Here is a 14,998-nt window from a genome sequence, read left to right as displayed (position 1 = left end):
AACCAAAAGCCGTGCCTTTGCTGGAGCATAGCCATAAGCCGCGCGATATCGCCAAGCGGCTCGCCCAGGGACCCAAGGTCAGCTATTTGCGCGATTGGGTCTATGGCGGGATCGACGGCACGGTGACCACATTCGCCATCATGGCGGGCGTGGTCGGGGCCGACCTATCCGCCACGATCGTTATCATCCTGGGCCTCGCCAACCTCTTCGCCGACGGCTTTTCGATGGCCGCCAGCAACTACACCGGCACCAAGGCGGAGAGTGACGAATACGAACAGCTCCGCCGTACGGAAGAGCGCCATATCGAGCTCGCGCCCGAGGGCGAGCGGGAAGAAATCCGCCAGATCTTCCGGGCGAAGGGCTTCGAAGGCCAGGAGCTCGAAACCGTCGTCGCGGTCCTCACCAAGCATCGGAAGAGCTGGATCGAGACCATGATGCGCGAGGAGTATGGCCTGGCTGCCGCCGTGCACTCGCCTACACGGGCCGCGTTCTTCACGTTCGTCGCCTTCGTGCTGTGCGGGAGCATTCCGCTCCTGCCTTATCTCTTCGGGCTCGATCATCCGGAATGGCCGTCTGCCATCATGACCGGAGCAACATTCTTCGCCATCGGTTCGATCCGGAGCCGCTGGTCGCCGAAGCCGTGGTGGCTCGCAGGCCTTGAGACCTTTGTCATCGGCATGGCGGCCGCGACCGTTGCCTATGTCATCGGGGCCGCGCTGAAAGGACTTGCCTGAGCGCCTTTCACTTTCGCCCTTCCGAGGGATCGTGCAAAAATCGCCCAAAGAGCGAATCGAACGTCGCGTACACGCTGACACACCGGGCTGATCCTTATGGCGACCAAAGAACCGACATTCAGCATCGGCATCGAGGAGGAATATCTCCTCGTCGACAAGGAGACCCGCGACCTCGCCCCCGAACCGCCGGCCGAGTTGCTCGCCAAGGCGGAACAAGCCTCGGGCGGCCAGGTCAGCCCGAATTCCTACGGTCTCAGATCGAGGTCGGCACCCATGTCTGCCGGTCGGTGCAAGAAGCGCGTGACCAGCTGGTCGAACTTCGTTCGACCGTGGGCGCAACCGCCGCGGAGTTCGGACTGGCTCCCATCGCCGCGTCGACGCACCCCTTCGCGCATTGGGACAGTCAGCATCACACCAACAAGGAGCGTTACAACCTGCTCGCCCAGGACCTTCAATACGTGGTCCGCCGGCTGGTGATCTGCGGCATGCATGTGCATATCGGCATCGACGACGACGACCTTCGGATCGATCTCCTCAGCCAGGCCCCTTATTTCCTGCCGCACCTCCTGGCGCTGTCGACCTCGTCTCCGTTTTGGCAGGGTGAGGCGACGGGTCTCAAATCCTACCGGCTGTCCGTGTTCGACGAGTTGCCGCGCACGGGCATACCGCACACCTTCTCCAGCTACAGCGAATATGAGCGCACCATCGAGCTCATGGTCAGCGCCGGCCTGATCGAGGACGCCACCAAGATCTGGTGGGACCTGCGCCCGTCCGCACGCTTCCCGACTCTCGAGATGCGCGTCACCGACGTTTGTCCGTTGGTCGAGGACGCCATCGCCATCGCCGCCCTGTTCCAGTGCATCCTTCGCCTGCTGTATCGGCTGCGACGCCAGAACCAACGCTGGCGCCACTACCCGCCTTTTCTTATCCGCGAAAACCGCTGGCGCGCCCAACGCTATGGCATCGAGGAAGGCATGGTCGATTTCGGCCGCGGCGCCATGGTGCCCTTCTCGCATCTGATCGAGGAACTGTTCGAACTCGTCGCCGAGGACGCGGCCTATTTCGGTTGCACGCGCGAAGTTGCCCATGCCCGCACGATCATGCAACGCGGCACCAGCGCCGATCGCCAGCTCAAATGCTACGAGAAGGCGAAGGCCGCAGGTGCGTCCCAGCACGAAGCCCTGATCGCCGTTGTCGACGAACTCGTGGCGGAGACCGCCGCCCTGCCCGGCGCCAGCACCAAAGCTGTCCTGGAAGGCGAGAACGCCTAAGGCCGCTTTACTCTACGGCCGCATCTTCCAAAGCATCCTCTCCGTCCCTCCAGCGGCTTTTGGCCCCTGGTCAGGTCATCCGTGTGCTGTACATATAGAGTGCAGAACCCACAACTACACGTAATTCGCGAAAAGGCATAACGTACCGTAATGTATGGGGAAATTGCCGCACGCAGACTGTCTAAGACCCGACCAATCGATTTTACAAATTCTTAGTTGTGCCCTCTCAACCATAGGATAGTTTTGAAGCAGGGATGAGGATCACAGATGGGGCTCCGCTATCACAACCTTTGCCGGCGCGTGCGCCGATGCATGACGTCGGAGTTGGATATCGAAAGGCCCCACGAGATAACGCCTGAAGCTGTAGCGCCTAATGAAGGCTCTCCAGAGCAAGAGTTCGCTCCCCAACGGGGCGACCTCACAGTCTGCGTGGATGACCTCCGCGAAGCCGCGGCACACCACAACGACGACTGGCTAGCGCAACGGCTGATCGAAGAAGCTGTCGCCCTCGACCGCAAACGCCAGAAACGAGGCGACGGGGTCTACTGGCGGTATGTCAACATCGCTTACGCTGCTCAGACAACCGCCGAGAACGAATTCAACAAGCTGTACATCCGGGGCGTATGCCGCTTCGCCATCGAGTCCGGCATCGACAAGGTTGAAGTCTATCGAGCGAAAACACTCTCGGCCGCACCGCACGATCCTGCCCAACTGCTGGGGAACACCGCTGACCCGGAATCGCTGCTCTCTGTGCTCAGAGGCGACAAGACCGTGGAAGATCCCCCGTTGAAAGAAGCCTACTTCACCGACACGGGGCTCAGCGTCCGCCTGCCTGAGAACCACGCTGCCGACACATCCCGTTAGAGCGTCGTCTGCATCCCGCCATCGACGTTGAGCGCGGCGCCCGTAATGTAGGCAGCCTCGTCGGACGCCAAAAACAACGCGGCGTTGGCGATGTCCTCGGGCGTCCCGAACCGCCGGAGCGGCGTTTGAGTGAGAAGCGCCTTGGCAATACCGGGATTCTTCAAATAGCGGCCGATCAGCGCCGTCTCCACATAGCCCGGCAACAGCGTGTTCACCCGAATGCCGTAGGGCGCGTATTCGACCGCAAGACTGCGTGACAACGATGACACCGCGCCCTTGGTGGCCGAGTAGACCGCCATCTGCCGCGTATGCTTGGCCGACATCACCGAAGACAGATTGACGATCGAAGCCTTGCCCGACGCGCGCATCAAGTCGAATGCCTCGCGCGCGCATTTCACCGTCCCATCGAGATTGACGGACCAGACCTTCTCCCAATCCTCGTCCGTGAGATGACGAAAGTCCGCACGCGCGCCCACGCCCGCATTGTTGACGAGGACATCCAGCCGGCCATGGGCGTCCTTGATGGTCGCCATCAGCGCCTGCACTTCAGCCGTGTCGGTGATGTCGACCGTCTGCGCCTCGGCGGCACCGTTCGACTTGACGATTTGATGGGCCGTCTCCTTGGCCGCATCGCCGTCGATGTCGGCAACGATCACGTGCGCCCCTTCGCGCGCGAAGGTCTCGCTGATGGCGCGGCCGATGCCTGCGCCTCCGCCCGTTACGAGCGCTATCTTTTCCTCAAGCCGCCGCATCTGATCCCTTGATAGGTGTTGGCGGCTCCCACTTCTGCCGCAGGGTTACGAACTCTTCCGCCATGCTGGGGTGAAGCGCCATGGTGGCGTCGAAATCGGCCTTGGTCGCACCGAGCCGCAAGGGGATCGCCGCCATCTGAACGATTTCGGCCGCGTCGGGCCCGACCATGTGCAGGCCGAGAACCTTGTCGGTCTCGACGTCCACGATCAGCTTCATGAAGACCTGCTCGCCGCGCCCGCTGATGGTGGCACGCATGGGCCGGAAGCTCGTCTTGTAGACATCGACCGCATGGTTCTTGCGCGCGTCTTCTTCCGTAAGGCCCACGGTGCCGATCTCCGGCTCGGTGAAAACCGCCGTCGGGATGAAACTGTAGTCCATCGCCTTGGGACGGTCTTCGAACACCGTCTCGACGAAGGCCGTCCCCTCGCGGATCGCCACCGGCGTGAGATTGGCGCGGTCCGTCACATCGCCCACCGCATAGATGCTGTCGACGGACGACTTGGAGTAGGCGTTCACGACCACTTTGCCGTTGTCGCCGAGTTCGACACCGGCGGCCTCAAGCCCCAGCCCCTTGGTGTTGGGCGTGCGGCCGATCGCAGCCATGACGGATGAGGCACGAAGGCAATCACCATCCGTCAGCGCGACGCGGTATCCGTCGCCGTCCTTCTCGACCGAGGTGATGTTGGTGCACATCCGCAAGTCGACACCGCGATCGCGCAGTGCCTCGGCGACCATGTCGCACAAATCGTTGTCGAACCCGCGCAGGATCTGTTCGCCGCGATGGACCACGGTGACGTCGACACCGAACCCTGCGAAGATCGAGGCAAACTCCATACCGATATAGCCCGCGCCCAGAATGACAATGCTCTGGGGCAGCGCCTCGAACTTGAAGCACTCGTTCGAGCTGATGAAATGCTCCGTACCCGGTATGGACGGGAATGCCGGCGCCGATCCGGTGGCAACCAAAATGTATTCGGCCGTTACGGGCGTATCGCGATCGCCAAGGCGCACGCTGTGAGGGCCGTCCACCGTCGCCCGCGTCAGGAAGCGCTCGACCCCGTTGTTCTCAAGGGTTCGCGTATAGACGCCGTTGAGCCGGTCGACCTCGCGCTGCACGTTGTGGATCAGCGTGGACCAATCGAATGCAAGATCACTATAAGACCAGCCGAAAGGCTTTGCGTCTTCGATTTCGGCGCCGTAGCGGCTGCCATAGACCAACAGCTTCTTCGGCACACAGCCGCGAATGACGCAGGTACCGCCGACACGATATTCCTCGGCGATAGCGACGCGCTTGCCGAGCTGGGCCGCGAGCCTGGCCGCGCGAACGCCGCCGGACCCTGCCCCGATGACAAACAAATCGTAGTCGTAGTCAGACACTTTGGATCGGTACTCCGGATGACTTTTTCAGATGATGCGTCGGATGATGACGGGTCGGATGAGATTTTGTCAGATGACAACTTGGCGCTTGTGACCTTATGCGCTCGGATGCTTCAGGACTTGTACGCCATTTGCCCCTGCGACAATTGCCATATCGCAAAGTCCGAGAAAAAGACCGTGCTCGACCACGCCGGGCACGCGCGTCAGCGCGAAAGCCAGAACCTCGGGCTCAGCGATCTTGGGAAATGCGCAGTCCACGATCAGATTGCCCTGATCGGTAACGAAGGGGCGGCCGCCCTCACCGGGCCGCAGCCGGATCTCGCCCTCGCAGCCGGCTTCCGCGGAAAGTGCCTGGATCAGCTGCACGGTCGCCTTCAGGCCGAAGCGCACCACTTCGATGGGCAGCGGGTGAGACCCGAGCGTTCGTGAGAGTTTCCGGTCATCCGCGATGACGACCATGCGCTCGGATGCCGTCGCGACGATCTTCTCCCGCAACAGAGCCCCGCCCCCGCCTTTGATCAGCCGGAGCTGATCGTCGATCTCGTCGGCACCGTCCACGGTCAAATCGAGATGCGGGGTTTCGTCCAACGTCGTCAGCGGAATGCCCAAAGCTTCGGCATGGGCGCGCGTCGCCTCCGACGTCGGTACGCAAATGACGTTGAGACCATCGCGCACGCGCGCGCCGACCTCTTCGACGAAAGGCGCAGCCGTGGAGCCCGTGCCGAGCCCGAGCCGCATGCCCGGCTGCACCAGCTCGATAGCCGCCCTCGCCGCGGCGGCCTTGTACCCTTCGATCGTCCTTGCGCTTTCCGACATCGGTGGCCAGGTCTCCCCTCGTGAGGTCTCTCGCTATCCGGGGCTCCCGTTCTCGAGACCACCCATCATGACGTATTTCAATTCCAAGAATTCTTCGATGCCATGGTGGGAGCCTTCGCGGCCCTGGCCCGACTCCTTCACACCGCCGAACGGGCCAATGCGGAGGAGATCATCCCTTCGTTGACGCCGATCATGCCATATTCGAGCGCCTCGGCCACCCGCCAGGCGCGGGAAATATTCTCCGTGAAGAAATAGGCCGCAAGACCGAACGGCGTGTCGTTCGCCAGAGCAATCGCCTCCTGCTCGTCGCGGAAGCGGAACAGCGCCGCGACGGGTCCGAAGGTCTCTTCGTGGGCGATGCGCATCTCCGGCGTCACGTCGGTCAACACGGTGGGCGTAAAGAATGTCCGTCCCAGCTCGTGCCGTACGCCGCCGGTCAGAACCTTGGCGCCATGGGCGACCGCGTCCCGCACATGAGCCTCGACCTTTTCGAGCCCCGCCTCGTTGATGAGCGGGCCTTGCGCCACGCCCTGCTCGGTGCCGTCGCCTACCTTGAGGTCCGAAACGACCTCGGTGAGCCGTTCGGCGAAGCGATCGTAGATGCCACTCTGAACCAGAATGCGGTTGGCGCTCACGCAGGTCTGACCCGAATTCCGGAACTTCGAGGCGACGGCGCCCGCAACGGCCGCATCGAGGTCGGCGTCGTCGAACACCATGAACGGGGCATTGCCCCCGAGCTCCAGGGAGAGCTTCTTCACCGTGTCGGCCGACTGACGCATGAGGAGCTTCCCGACCTCGGTGGATCCGGTGAAGGTGATCATGCGCACGAGCCGGTTCGAAGTGAGTTCGCCGCCGATGGCCTCGGCATTGCCGGTGATGACATTGAGAACGCCCGGGGGGAATCCGGCCTGGCACGCCAGCTCCGCCAGCGCGAGCGCGGTGAGCGGCGTCTCCGGTGCCGGCTTCACGACCACGGTGCAGCCTGCGGCCAGCGCCGGCGAAATCTTGCGCGTGATCATCGCGAACGGGAAGTTCCACGGGGTGATGGCCCCGACCACACCGACCGGCTGCTTCATGACGAGCACGCGGCCGCTGTGCTTGGGCGTCGGGATGATCTCGCCCAGCACACGCCTGGCCTCCTCCGCGTAGAACTCCGTGAAGGATGACCCGTAATCCACCTCCGCGCGCGCTTCGGCCAAAGGCTTGCCCTGCTCGGCGGTCATGAGACGGGCGAGGTCCTCCGCGTGCTCCTGCTGGAGTTCGTACCAGCGGCGCAAGACTTTCGCGCGCTCGCCCGCCAGCAAGCCACTCCAGGCCCGAAAGGCGCGATCCGCGGCCTCAACGGCCGTGCGGGTCTCGTGCGCGCCGAGATCGGGCACGCGGCCGACCACAGCGCCGGTCGCCGGGTTGGTGATGTCGTCCACCGGCGTGCCTGTCCAGGCACCGCCGATCAGGCATTGGTCCTTGATGAGGGTCGGTGTCTTGAGTTGCATGGCCCGCTCTCTACGCCGCCGCTTGCGCAACGGCAAGTCACGTGTGAGAGAGGCCCATGTTCGAGGGTGCGACAATTGTTTTCGATCTCGACGGCACGCTGGTCGACACCGCGCCGGACCTCACGAATGCCCTCAACCACGCCCTGCAACTGCATGGACACCGGACCGTGGAGCCCGCGCTCGTCCGCGAGGCGGTGGGACGCGGCGCGCCGGCCATGATCTACGAGGCGCTGGGGATCGAGACCGGCACGGAGGCGATCCTCGCGGACTTCCTCATCCACTACGAGGCCAATATCGCGGTGGAGAGCCGCCCCTTCCCCGGCGCCGTGGCGCTGCTGGAGCGCCTCGCGGACCGCGGCGCGCGCCTTGCCGTCTGCACCAACAAGCGGGCGCGCCTCGCCAATCTTCTCCTCGAAGCGCTGGAACTCGATCATCATTTCGCAGCAATCGCGGGCCGCGATACGTTCGAGACTTCCAAGCCCCACCCGGGTCACCTTCTGGACGCCATCGCCGCCGTGGGCGGCGATCCGGCCCGCGCCGTCATGGTGGGCGACAGCGCCGTCGACATTGAGGCTGCGCAGCGCGCCGGAATTCCCTCGATCCTGGTCACGTTCGGCTATTCCCCTCCGTCGCCGGACGGTCCCCACCCCAGCGCCGCAATCGACAGCTTCGACGCCTTGGAATCCCAGGCCGAAATCCTGCTCAAACGCTTGACAGACCACGACCCGACCCGTTCCTAATAGCGCCCGGGTGGACGCGCTGGAATTTCGCCTCAATCGCCCCACGGGCTGCAACCAACAGCCACAATTGCGCGCTAGGTACGGGAACTGAGCTTTTTGCTCCAAGGAGAACTGGAATGCGCGGACGTATTGTGATGAGCGCTTGCATCGCATTGATGATGAGCGGAACCGCTTTCGCCCAAGACGCAGGGGACGACTGTGTCAGCCAGCTTGCCGAAACCGAAAGCCTCGTAGACCAGACGGTCAACGCGAAGGTGCTCGACGAAGGCGACGTCGAAGAGGTGAACATGCTCCTCGACGAGGCGGACGCCGCCTGCACGGATGGGGACTACGGCAAGGCCAAGACCACGATGGCCAAGGTCAAGGGCATGCTGAAGCCGGCGCCCGCCCCGGCCCCGGCGGAAGACGCGGCGGCCCAGTAGACTTTTTAGGAAATCTGCGCGGTTTCGCGGGACGGCCTGCTTGACTTGGCGAGGGGCCGTTCGCTAAATGCGCGCTTGCCGTCGCGGCCCCTCATCACTTGAGGCGAGGACGCGGACGGAGCCGGGCGCAAGCTAGATCAGCCGCGCCCCGCACGGGCGGTTAGCTCAGCTGGTAGAGCACTGTGTTCACATCGCAGGGGTCACTGGTTCAAGTCCAGTACCGCCCACCATATTTAGTGTTAAAAATCAACTTACTAAGACGGAAGATGGGGTGATGGTCCGTTGCGGGCAACGTCTGGGGCAACATCCGACGCGATCGAGACTCATTGGCTTCATGCCAAAAGCGGAGCTTGCCCGAGACGTTATTAGAGAAATCGCTGCAAGCGGGAACAGCCTAAGGGGGCTAGACAGTTCAACCTGAATAGAGGGTCGTCTGCATTGCTCGAAACGCGTCCCTTACCATGTCTAGCCCACCTAATCTCTCCTTGCCCTCACTGACACTGCCGTAGCGTGCCGTCATGAATGTGCCGAGTTTGTTGGTGGCCAGTTCCGCTTCGCCGCGCTCCTCATATGCCGCCAGGATGGCCAGAAGCAGCGCCTTCATTTCTCCATCCGCGTCGGCGACGCCATCCTTACGAACCTGTTCTGCTCGCTGATGTCGCGTCTTAGGTTCAGTTGTGAACAAGATGTAGCTAAGCACGTCAAAGAGGTCGCTGTCCGCAGCATCTACAAGCCGACGAATGTCGTCGAGCCTGTCCTTATCATACCCGCGATCTGACAGTTGCTGTAGGAAATGCTCACGGTTGTCTGGATCACTCCACATCGCGCGAAGTTGGTCTTCGTCCGCGACCAACCCAGATAGATCGCCGAAGAGCCGCTCAAGAAACTCCATAGCCGAAATCGGTTTGCCTTCGGGACTCCAGTATGTCGTGGAAGCGATGTAGGCGATGCGCCGTAAACTGCCGTCCGACAACTTTACGACAATCTTCTCGCGCGGCGGCTCCTCGGGGCCATCTTCGCCCGGTTCGCCTGGGTCGCCTGGTTCGGGCTCAGGTCCCCCAATGGGTGGGTGTGGTTCTCCCGGCGGTTCGGGCTCCAGCGGCTCGCCGTCCCACTCAGGATCGTTGAAGTTTTCGTGCGCCTTCACGAAGTCCCAGATGGTGAAAAAATCTTTGCCTTCATAGGTACGCGTGCCGCGTCCGATGATTTGCTTGAACTCGATCATTGAACGGATGGGGCGCATCAACACAATGTGGCGAATGTTCCGCGCATCCACGCCCGTTGATAGCTTTTGGGAGGTCGTCAGGATCGTGGGGATTGTCTTGTCATTATCCTGAAAATCGCGAAGGTGCTGCTCGCCCACTGCGCCATCATCAGCAGTAACGCGGTGACAATAGTGCGGGTGAGTGCTGTGCTTCACCTGATTGATGAGGTCTCGCACTAACGCTGCATGGTCCTGCGTAGCACAGAAAACTATCGTCTTCTGACGCTGGTCGATCTGACTCATGAATTCCTTCACGCGGCTGAGCTCGCGTTCTTCGATTATGATCCGCGTGTTGAAATCGCCTTCCGTGAAGGCCTCGCCTTCTTCAATGTCACCCGAAATCAGCTCGTCGCTGCCATCATAGACATATTCGTCGATGGTGCTGGCCAACTGACGTACTTTGAAAGGCGTGAGGAAGCCATCCTCGATGCCATCTCGCAGAGCGTAGGTGTATACGGGCTCGCCGAAATAGGCGTAGGTGTCGGCGTTGTGCTTGCGCTTGGGCGTGGCGGTCAGGCCAAGTTGCGCGGCTGGCTCAAAGTATTCGAGTAATTGACGCCACTCGCTTTCGTCCTTGGCCCCGCCGCGGTGGCATTCGTCGATCACAATAAAATCGAAGAAATCGGGTGGGTACTGCATATAGACCGGTTCACTTTCGCCGGTCATGAAGGTCTGGAAGATCGTAAAGAATAGGCTCGCGTTCTTAGGCGGCTTGCCGCCATTCTTCCTGATTGTGCCAGGGTCAATCCTTGTTACCGCATCGTTCGGAAAGGCGGAAAAAGCGTTGTAGGCCTGGTCAGCGAGAATGTTGCGGTCGGCCAGGAACAAGATACGGGGACGGCGAACCGGTTCGCCAGAGAGGTTCCACTTGGACTGGAACAGCTTCCACGCGATCTGAAACGCAATGGATGTCTTTCCAGTGCCAGTCGCGAGCGTCAGCAGGATACGGTGGTCGCCCTTGGCTACGGCCTCAAGTGCTGCCGTGATGGCCTTGTGTTGGTAGTAGCGCAGCTCCCACTTGCCGCCATCAGTTTCAAAATCCACGGCACCAAAACGCTCGCGCCAATCGTTGTGATCGGCAAAGGTCCGGTCCCAAAGCTCGTTGGGCGTCGGGAAGGGCAAGTCCATATCGCCCTCGGCCCCGCTGGCCATGTCGATCTGATACCAGTTCAGCCCGTTGGAGGCGTAAGCATAGCGCGAGCCCAGACGGGTGGCGTAGTCCTTGGCCTGACCAACCCCGTTGCGATGACTGACGCCTGCGCGCTTGGCTTCCAGCACTGCAAGCTTCTGGTCTTTGTGGATCAGGACGTAATCAGCGGACAACCCTTTACCACGTGTGCCGCCTGATTGGATGCGCCCAGGGCAGATAACTTCACGACGGACCCTAGAGCCGTTCTTACCCCAGCCAGCCGCCGCAAGGACGGGGTCTATGCGCTCGGCGCGAGTGTCGGCTTCGGTTTCATCGTGAATGCTCATCTTCGCGATCCGCTACATCATGCCAACTCGGCCGCAAAGGCTCTTTGCAAAAGACATTGCCGGAGATCGTCGATGTCATGGAGCTTTTCGGAGTACAGCCCTGCCAATTCCCTCGACGCCTTATTTAAACTTGAAATCTTTTCAACTGCGGAAAATTGCAGTTCCAAGTTCGGTATCGGGAACAGCCGATCACTGAAGGTTCGCAGGTTAATATTGTCTCGGGCACTGCCCTTGCCAGCTTCCTTTAGATCCGCCTTGACGAATTGCAGCAGAAACTCGAGAAACTCCGGATCGGCCTTCTCGGGATGAGGGATCATTCCGATTATGCTGTCGGGAAAGCATGCTTCAAATTCTAAAATTGCACTCTCGCCGATTGTTGCACCAACTATCGCGACGCAGACAGTCCCTTTGGGCCAAACACGGCTTTGAGCTATGCCTGCAGGGGAATAGGTCTGTGTAAAGTCACTAAGAAAGTGATCGGCGCGGCTCAAGTCCCCTGTCTGGATAAATGGCATATCGCCGCCATAAAGACGGGGGTCGTTGCGCGGGCGATGCTTCGACTTGCCCCTACCGAAATTGGAGCAAACATCCGCGATGTTTCGTAAAGGCCAATGCTCACTGTTATCCGAGAATAGCGAGCGCAACGACGCGGAGAACAACTCACGCGAATTTTTGAGGTTGGCCTCTGCATGGGCACGCGCGCGGGCCAGGCCCTCGAAGGCCTCATCCAGCACAGCAACAATCCGTCGCTGTTCTTCGAGTGCAGGAAACGGGATCGGTATCTTCTTGAGCTTTGCTTTGTTTAACGTCTTTCCCTTAACTTTCTGATCACCTTCAGCAGCCTTGTCCCAGTCAAACGCAGTCAGGGCCCAATATAGGAACTCCTTTGAAATTCGCTGTTCATCGATTTCGAGAAGCGAGGCTATAGCCTCGTTTGAAAAAAGGTCGCGGCCAGCGTACGCAAGCCTTCCCAAAGTCAGCTTGAAGCTGACCAAGAGGGTTCCCCGAGGGATCACTCGCATGCTCTCGGCGGCTAGGTCAGAAACGTACTCTTTGCTGTCTGTCACAACGGCGTGAAGGCTGTGCGGAAGATCGGCGATTGACAGCCAGACGTTTTCTGTCTTCCGGCCTGGGTCCCACATTGCCGCACTCTTTCGTGCAGGAGTGCTGCCAAGCTCAATGCGGCACAGTTCACCCAGCGGTTTGACCGCCCACGAAGCTTCTACCGCAGCCCTCAAAGCGTCCTCCGAATATCTTCGAGGATTTGTGCCGTCTCGGCATCCCGCGCCAGCATGTCAGCGATGACCTCCTCGGGGCTGCGCAGGAGCTCGGCCTCAGGCGCGTTGGGGTTCTTAACCGACAGATCGTAGCTCTCCTCGTCCAAATCGGCACGATTGACGACCCAGCTGTGCGGCCCCGTTGCGCGGGTGCGTTGTAGCTCGACAAACTCCGTCAGATCGTCGTCATTCAACGGGCTGGTCTTCCCAAGGCTGCGGCCAGGATTGAGCTGGTAGTACCAGATGTCCCGAGTTCTTGCGCCTTTCTCAAAGAACAGCACCACGGTCTTCACACCAGCGCCCTGGAACGTGCCTTGCGGGCAATCGAGGATCGTGTGCAGTTCAGCAGCCTCCAGAAGTTCTTTGCGCAGTGCGATGGAGGCGTTGTCGGTGTTGCTGAGGAAGGTGTTCTTGATCACCACGGCGGCGCGTCCGCCTGCCTTCAGCTTGCGAATGAAGTGTTGCAGGAACAGATAGGCTGTCTCGCCCGTGCGGATCGGGAAGTTCTGCTGCACCTCGCGCCGTTCGCCGCCACCGAATGGAGGATTGGCGAGGATGATGTCGTGGCGGTCCTTTTCCTGAATATCCATCACGTTCTCATTGAGCGTATTGGAATGGATCAGGTTCGGCGCTTCGATCCCGTGCAGGACCATATTCATGATCCCGATAATGTAGGCGAGGCCCTTCTTTTCCTGACCGAGGAAGGTTTTGGTTTGCAGGGTCTCGTATTCGGACGCGGAGATCTCGTCGGTGCGCAAGTAGTCATAGGCCTCACAGAGGAAGCCCGCAGAGCCGACTGCTCCGTCATAAATCGTCTCACCAATTTTTGGATCGACGACTTTGATCATGGCGCGGATGAGCGGGCGGGGCGTGTAGTATTCGCCGCCGTTGCGGCCCGCGTTGCCCATGCGGCGGATGCGCGTTTCGTAAAGCTGGGACAGCTCGTGGCGCTCAGCCTGGGTGTTGAAAGACAGGCCGTCCACGGCTTCGAGGACATCGCGCAGAATGTAGCCAGAGCGAAACTTGTTTCGCAGCTCTGTAAAAACCTCACCGATCTTGTACTGGATCGTCTGCGGGCTTGTGGCAGACTGCCGGAATGACGCAAGGTACGGGAACAGCTCCTGATCAACAAACTTTATCAGGTCATTCCCGATCCGTGCCGCGTTGTGATCGAATTCGCCATCCTTTGTAGGGGCTGCCCACTTATCCCAGCGGAACTCGCCGTCAATGATCGGAGTGTAATCTTCGCCATCGAGCTCCGCGCGATCGCGACGTTCCGTTTCGAGGTCGTGTAGATATTTTAGGAACAGGACCCAAGAGGTCTGTTCGACGTAATCCAGCTCATTGGCGATGCCATCCTCGGCCCGCAGGTCTCGCTCGATTTTGTTGAATGCGTTCTCGTACAAGTGAGTTTTGATCCTTGTCTATTTTCCCGATCGGTTCTGCTGAACCACAGCCGCAACCGAAGCGGTTTTAGTCAGGCAGGCTTAATGAGTGCGACCATGGCAGCGCTTATACTTCACTCCACTTCCACATGGACAAGGCGCATTCCTATTCGGTCGCCCGGGAAATTTGTCCTGAGTAACCAACTGAATACGGGCGATGGCCCAACCATTGGGCTCGACCATTCCTAAAAGATGAATCTTATCGCCTCCGGTCGCAGAGTGATAAATAGACTGAGGTGGCTTCTGCCGTATCGGCCACAAGGTCGCTTCCATGGTGTTTGGCCCAACTGCACCGCGCGCACGGGGATTGTCAGACGCCTCCGCCACTATTTGAAGAGCTTTCCCCGCCAGAGCTTTGGGCGGTTTCCCTTCCTTGATCAGCGCAGTTAGCTCCGCCTTCCTGCTGTCAGAGACCACCTGGACTCCGAGAAGCAACAGTTGCTGCGCACCAGATTCATCACACGGCCTGACATGCAGAAAAAATTCACTCTGCGCAGTGTCGTGCCTTACCTCAGAGGCCACATCTTCAAAATTTGAGAGAACTGCGGAGAAAGGACGACCTTCCTCTGGTCCGTTTTGCTGAGGATACTCATAACCAAGGAAGACGACGCTCAGCCTGCGTCTTTCAGGCGCAAGCTGCGTCAACGCGGGATGAGAATTGAATGTGTTTGAAGCGCGTTCCCGAAGCTCACGAAGCAAATCATTTATCGACGTGGTGCGTCCCAGACACTCGGATATTTCGCCTGTCAGCCACGCTAGAGTATTGAATGACGTGTCGGGATCATTGGTCTTCCATTCTGCCAACCCGGTATAGCCGAAAATTACACGAGCGACTCCAGACTCGAAGAAACATGCTTTGACGGTTTCATCGTCACGAACCTCCCCGTTCCAAGAAAGCCGCATGTCTGAGAACATTTGGACGGCTTGCGAAGTACAAATCCCGATAATGATTGTCATCGGTGGAGTCCCTCCAAGCGCCGCCGCTTGCCGATTTGACTTTTCATCTTGGACCCCGCTCGACCGTTGGCCGTTGCACCCCAAAGTGGTGATCTACTATCTTACTACT

12 protein-coding genes, 1 tRNA gene and 1 pseudogene are annotated in these 14,998 nt (G+C 60.1%); 6 read left to right on the top strand and 8 right to left on the bottom strand.

Going from position 1 to position 14,998, the window contains the following annotated elements:
* Positions 1-11: 11 nt before the first annotated feature.
* The 3 genes from DCY11_RS13435 to DCY11_RS13425 all read left to right on the top strand — a co-directional run bounded on the left by DCY11_RS13435 (position 12) and on the right by DCY11_RS13425 (position 2,869).
* The gene (locus tag DCY11_RS13435) at positions 12-734 is read left to right on the top strand and encodes a VIT1/CCC1 transporter family protein (RefSeq protein WP_108683305.1); all 723 of its coding nucleotides are present in this window, start codon (positions 12-14) and stop codon (positions 732-734) included.
* On the top strand, positions 731-2,005 hold the full coding sequence (locus DCY11_RS13430) for a carboxylate-amine ligase (RefSeq protein WP_371515048.1): 1,275 nt from the start codon (positions 731-733) through the stop codon (positions 2,003-2,005). The genes DCY11_RS13435 and DCY11_RS13430 overlap by 4 nt, the downstream gene beginning before the upstream one ends.
* A 267-nt stretch (positions 2,006-2,272) precedes the next feature.
* Entirely contained in the window at positions 2,273-2,869 is a 597-nt protein-coding gene (locus tag DCY11_RS13425; protein WP_159080028.1) for a hypothetical protein, read from the top strand.
* Here DCY11_RS13425 and DCY11_RS13420 read toward each other — a convergent pair.
* The 4 genes and pseudogenes from DCY11_RS13420 to DCY11_RS13405 form a co-directional block, all read right to left on the bottom strand.
* Positions 2,866-3,621 carry an SDR family NAD(P)-dependent oxidoreductase gene (locus DCY11_RS13420; RefSeq protein ID WP_108683303.1) on the bottom strand — a complete coding sequence of 252 codons (756 nt, stop codon included), beginning with the start codon at positions 3,619-3,621 and terminating at the stop codon, positions 2,866-2,868. The two genes, DCY11_RS13425 and DCY11_RS13420, sit on opposite strands and share 4 nt — an antisense overlap.
* Complete coding sequence (gor, locus tag DCY11_RS13415) at positions 3,608-4,999, bottom strand: glutathione-disulfide reductase (protein ID WP_108683302.1); 1,392 nt, start codon at positions 4,997-4,999, stop codon at positions 3,608-3,610. The genes DCY11_RS13420 and gor overlap by 14 nt, the downstream gene beginning before the upstream one ends.
* Positions 5,000-5,095: 96 nt before the next feature.
* Positions 5,096-5,815 carry a ribose-5-phosphate isomerase RpiA gene (rpiA, locus tag DCY11_RS13410; protein WP_108683301.1) on the bottom strand — a complete coding sequence of 240 codons (720 nt, stop codon included), beginning with the start codon at positions 5,813-5,815 and terminating at the stop codon, positions 5,096-5,098.
* Between the two features lie 33 nt (positions 5,816-5,848).
* A pseudogene (locus DCY11_RS13405) lies at positions 5,849-7,308 on the bottom strand (NAD-dependent succinate-semialdehyde dehydrogenase).
* 56 nt (positions 7,309-7,364) lie between these two features.
* Here DCY11_RS13405 and DCY11_RS13400 point away from each other — a divergent pair.
* The 3 genes from DCY11_RS13400 (at position 7,365) to DCY11_RS13390 (ending at position 8,700) form a co-directional block, all read left to right on the top strand.
* Positions 7,365-8,048 (top strand): HAD-IA family hydrolase, encoded by a 684-nt coding sequence (locus DCY11_RS13400; RefSeq protein WP_108683300.1) that lies wholly within the window; start codon positions 7,365-7,367, stop codon positions 8,046-8,048.
* Between the two features lie 116 nt (positions 8,049-8,164).
* Positions 8,165-8,470: a hypothetical protein gene (locus DCY11_RS13395; RefSeq protein ID WP_108683299.1), complete on the top strand. Its 306-nt coding sequence runs from the start codon at positions 8,165-8,167 to the stop codon at positions 8,468-8,470.
* Positions 8,471-8,624: 154 nt separating this feature from the next.
* Positions 8,625-8,700 (top strand) — tRNA-Val (locus DCY11_RS13390).
* 182 nt (positions 8,701-8,882) lie between these two features.
* Here DCY11_RS13390 and hsdR read toward each other — a convergent pair.
* The 4 genes from hsdR to DCY11_RS13370 form a co-directional block, all read right to left on the bottom strand.
* The gene (gene hsdR / locus DCY11_RS13385; protein ID WP_371515047.1) at positions 8,883-11,204 is read right to left on the bottom strand and encodes an EcoAI/FtnUII family type I restriction enzme subunit R; all 2,322 of its coding nucleotides are present in this window, start codon (positions 11,202-11,204) and stop codon (positions 8,883-8,885) included.
* Positions 11,205-11,227: 23 nt separating this feature from the next.
* Entirely contained in the window at positions 11,228-12,448 is a 1,221-nt protein-coding gene (locus tag DCY11_RS13380) for a restriction endonuclease subunit S (protein WP_108683297.1), read from the bottom strand.
* Positions 12,445-13,893: an N-6 DNA methylase gene (locus DCY11_RS13375; RefSeq protein ID WP_108683296.1), complete on the bottom strand. Its 1,449-nt coding sequence runs from the start codon at positions 13,891-13,893 to the stop codon at positions 12,445-12,447. The genes DCY11_RS13380 and DCY11_RS13375 overlap by 4 nt, the downstream gene beginning before the upstream one ends.
* Before the next feature lie 81 nt (positions 13,894-13,974).
* Complete coding sequence (locus DCY11_RS13370) at positions 13,975-14,889, bottom strand: YecA family protein (RefSeq protein WP_108683295.1); 915 nt, start codon at positions 14,887-14,889, stop codon at positions 13,975-13,977.
* Positions 14,890-14,998 lie beyond the last annotated feature (109 nt).

It is taken from the genome of Methyloceanibacter sp. wino2, assembly GCF_003071365.1.
Classification (GTDB): Bacteria; Pseudomonadota; Alphaproteobacteria; order Rhizobiales; family Methyloligellaceae; genus Methyloceanibacter.
This window is presented reverse-complemented; position numbering and strand designations above follow the sequence as displayed.

Coding starts and splice junctions, on each gene's coding strand:
- DCY11_RS13395 (WP_108683299.1), top strand. CDS start 8,165: ATGCGCGGACGTATTGTGATGAGCGCTTGCATCGCATTGATGATGAGC.
- DCY11_RS13400 (WP_108683300.1), top strand. CDS start 7,365: ATGTTCGAGGGTGCGACAATTGTTTTCGATCTCGACGGCACGCTGGTC.
- DCY11_RS13425 (WP_159080028.1), top strand. CDS start 2,273: ATGGGGCTCCGCTATCACAACCTTTGCCGGCGCGTGCGCCGATGCATG.
- DCY11_RS13420 (WP_108683303.1), bottom strand. CDS start 3,621: ATGCGGCGGCTTGAGGAAAAGATAGCGCTCGTAACGGGCGGAGGCGCA.
- rpiA (WP_108683301.1), bottom strand. CDS start 5,815: ATGTCGGAAAGCGCAAGGACGATCGAAGGGTACAAGGCCGCCGCGGCG.
- DCY11_RS13370 (WP_108683295.1), bottom strand. CDS start 14,889: ATGACAATCATTATCGGGATTTGTACTTCGCAAGCCGTCCAAATGTTC.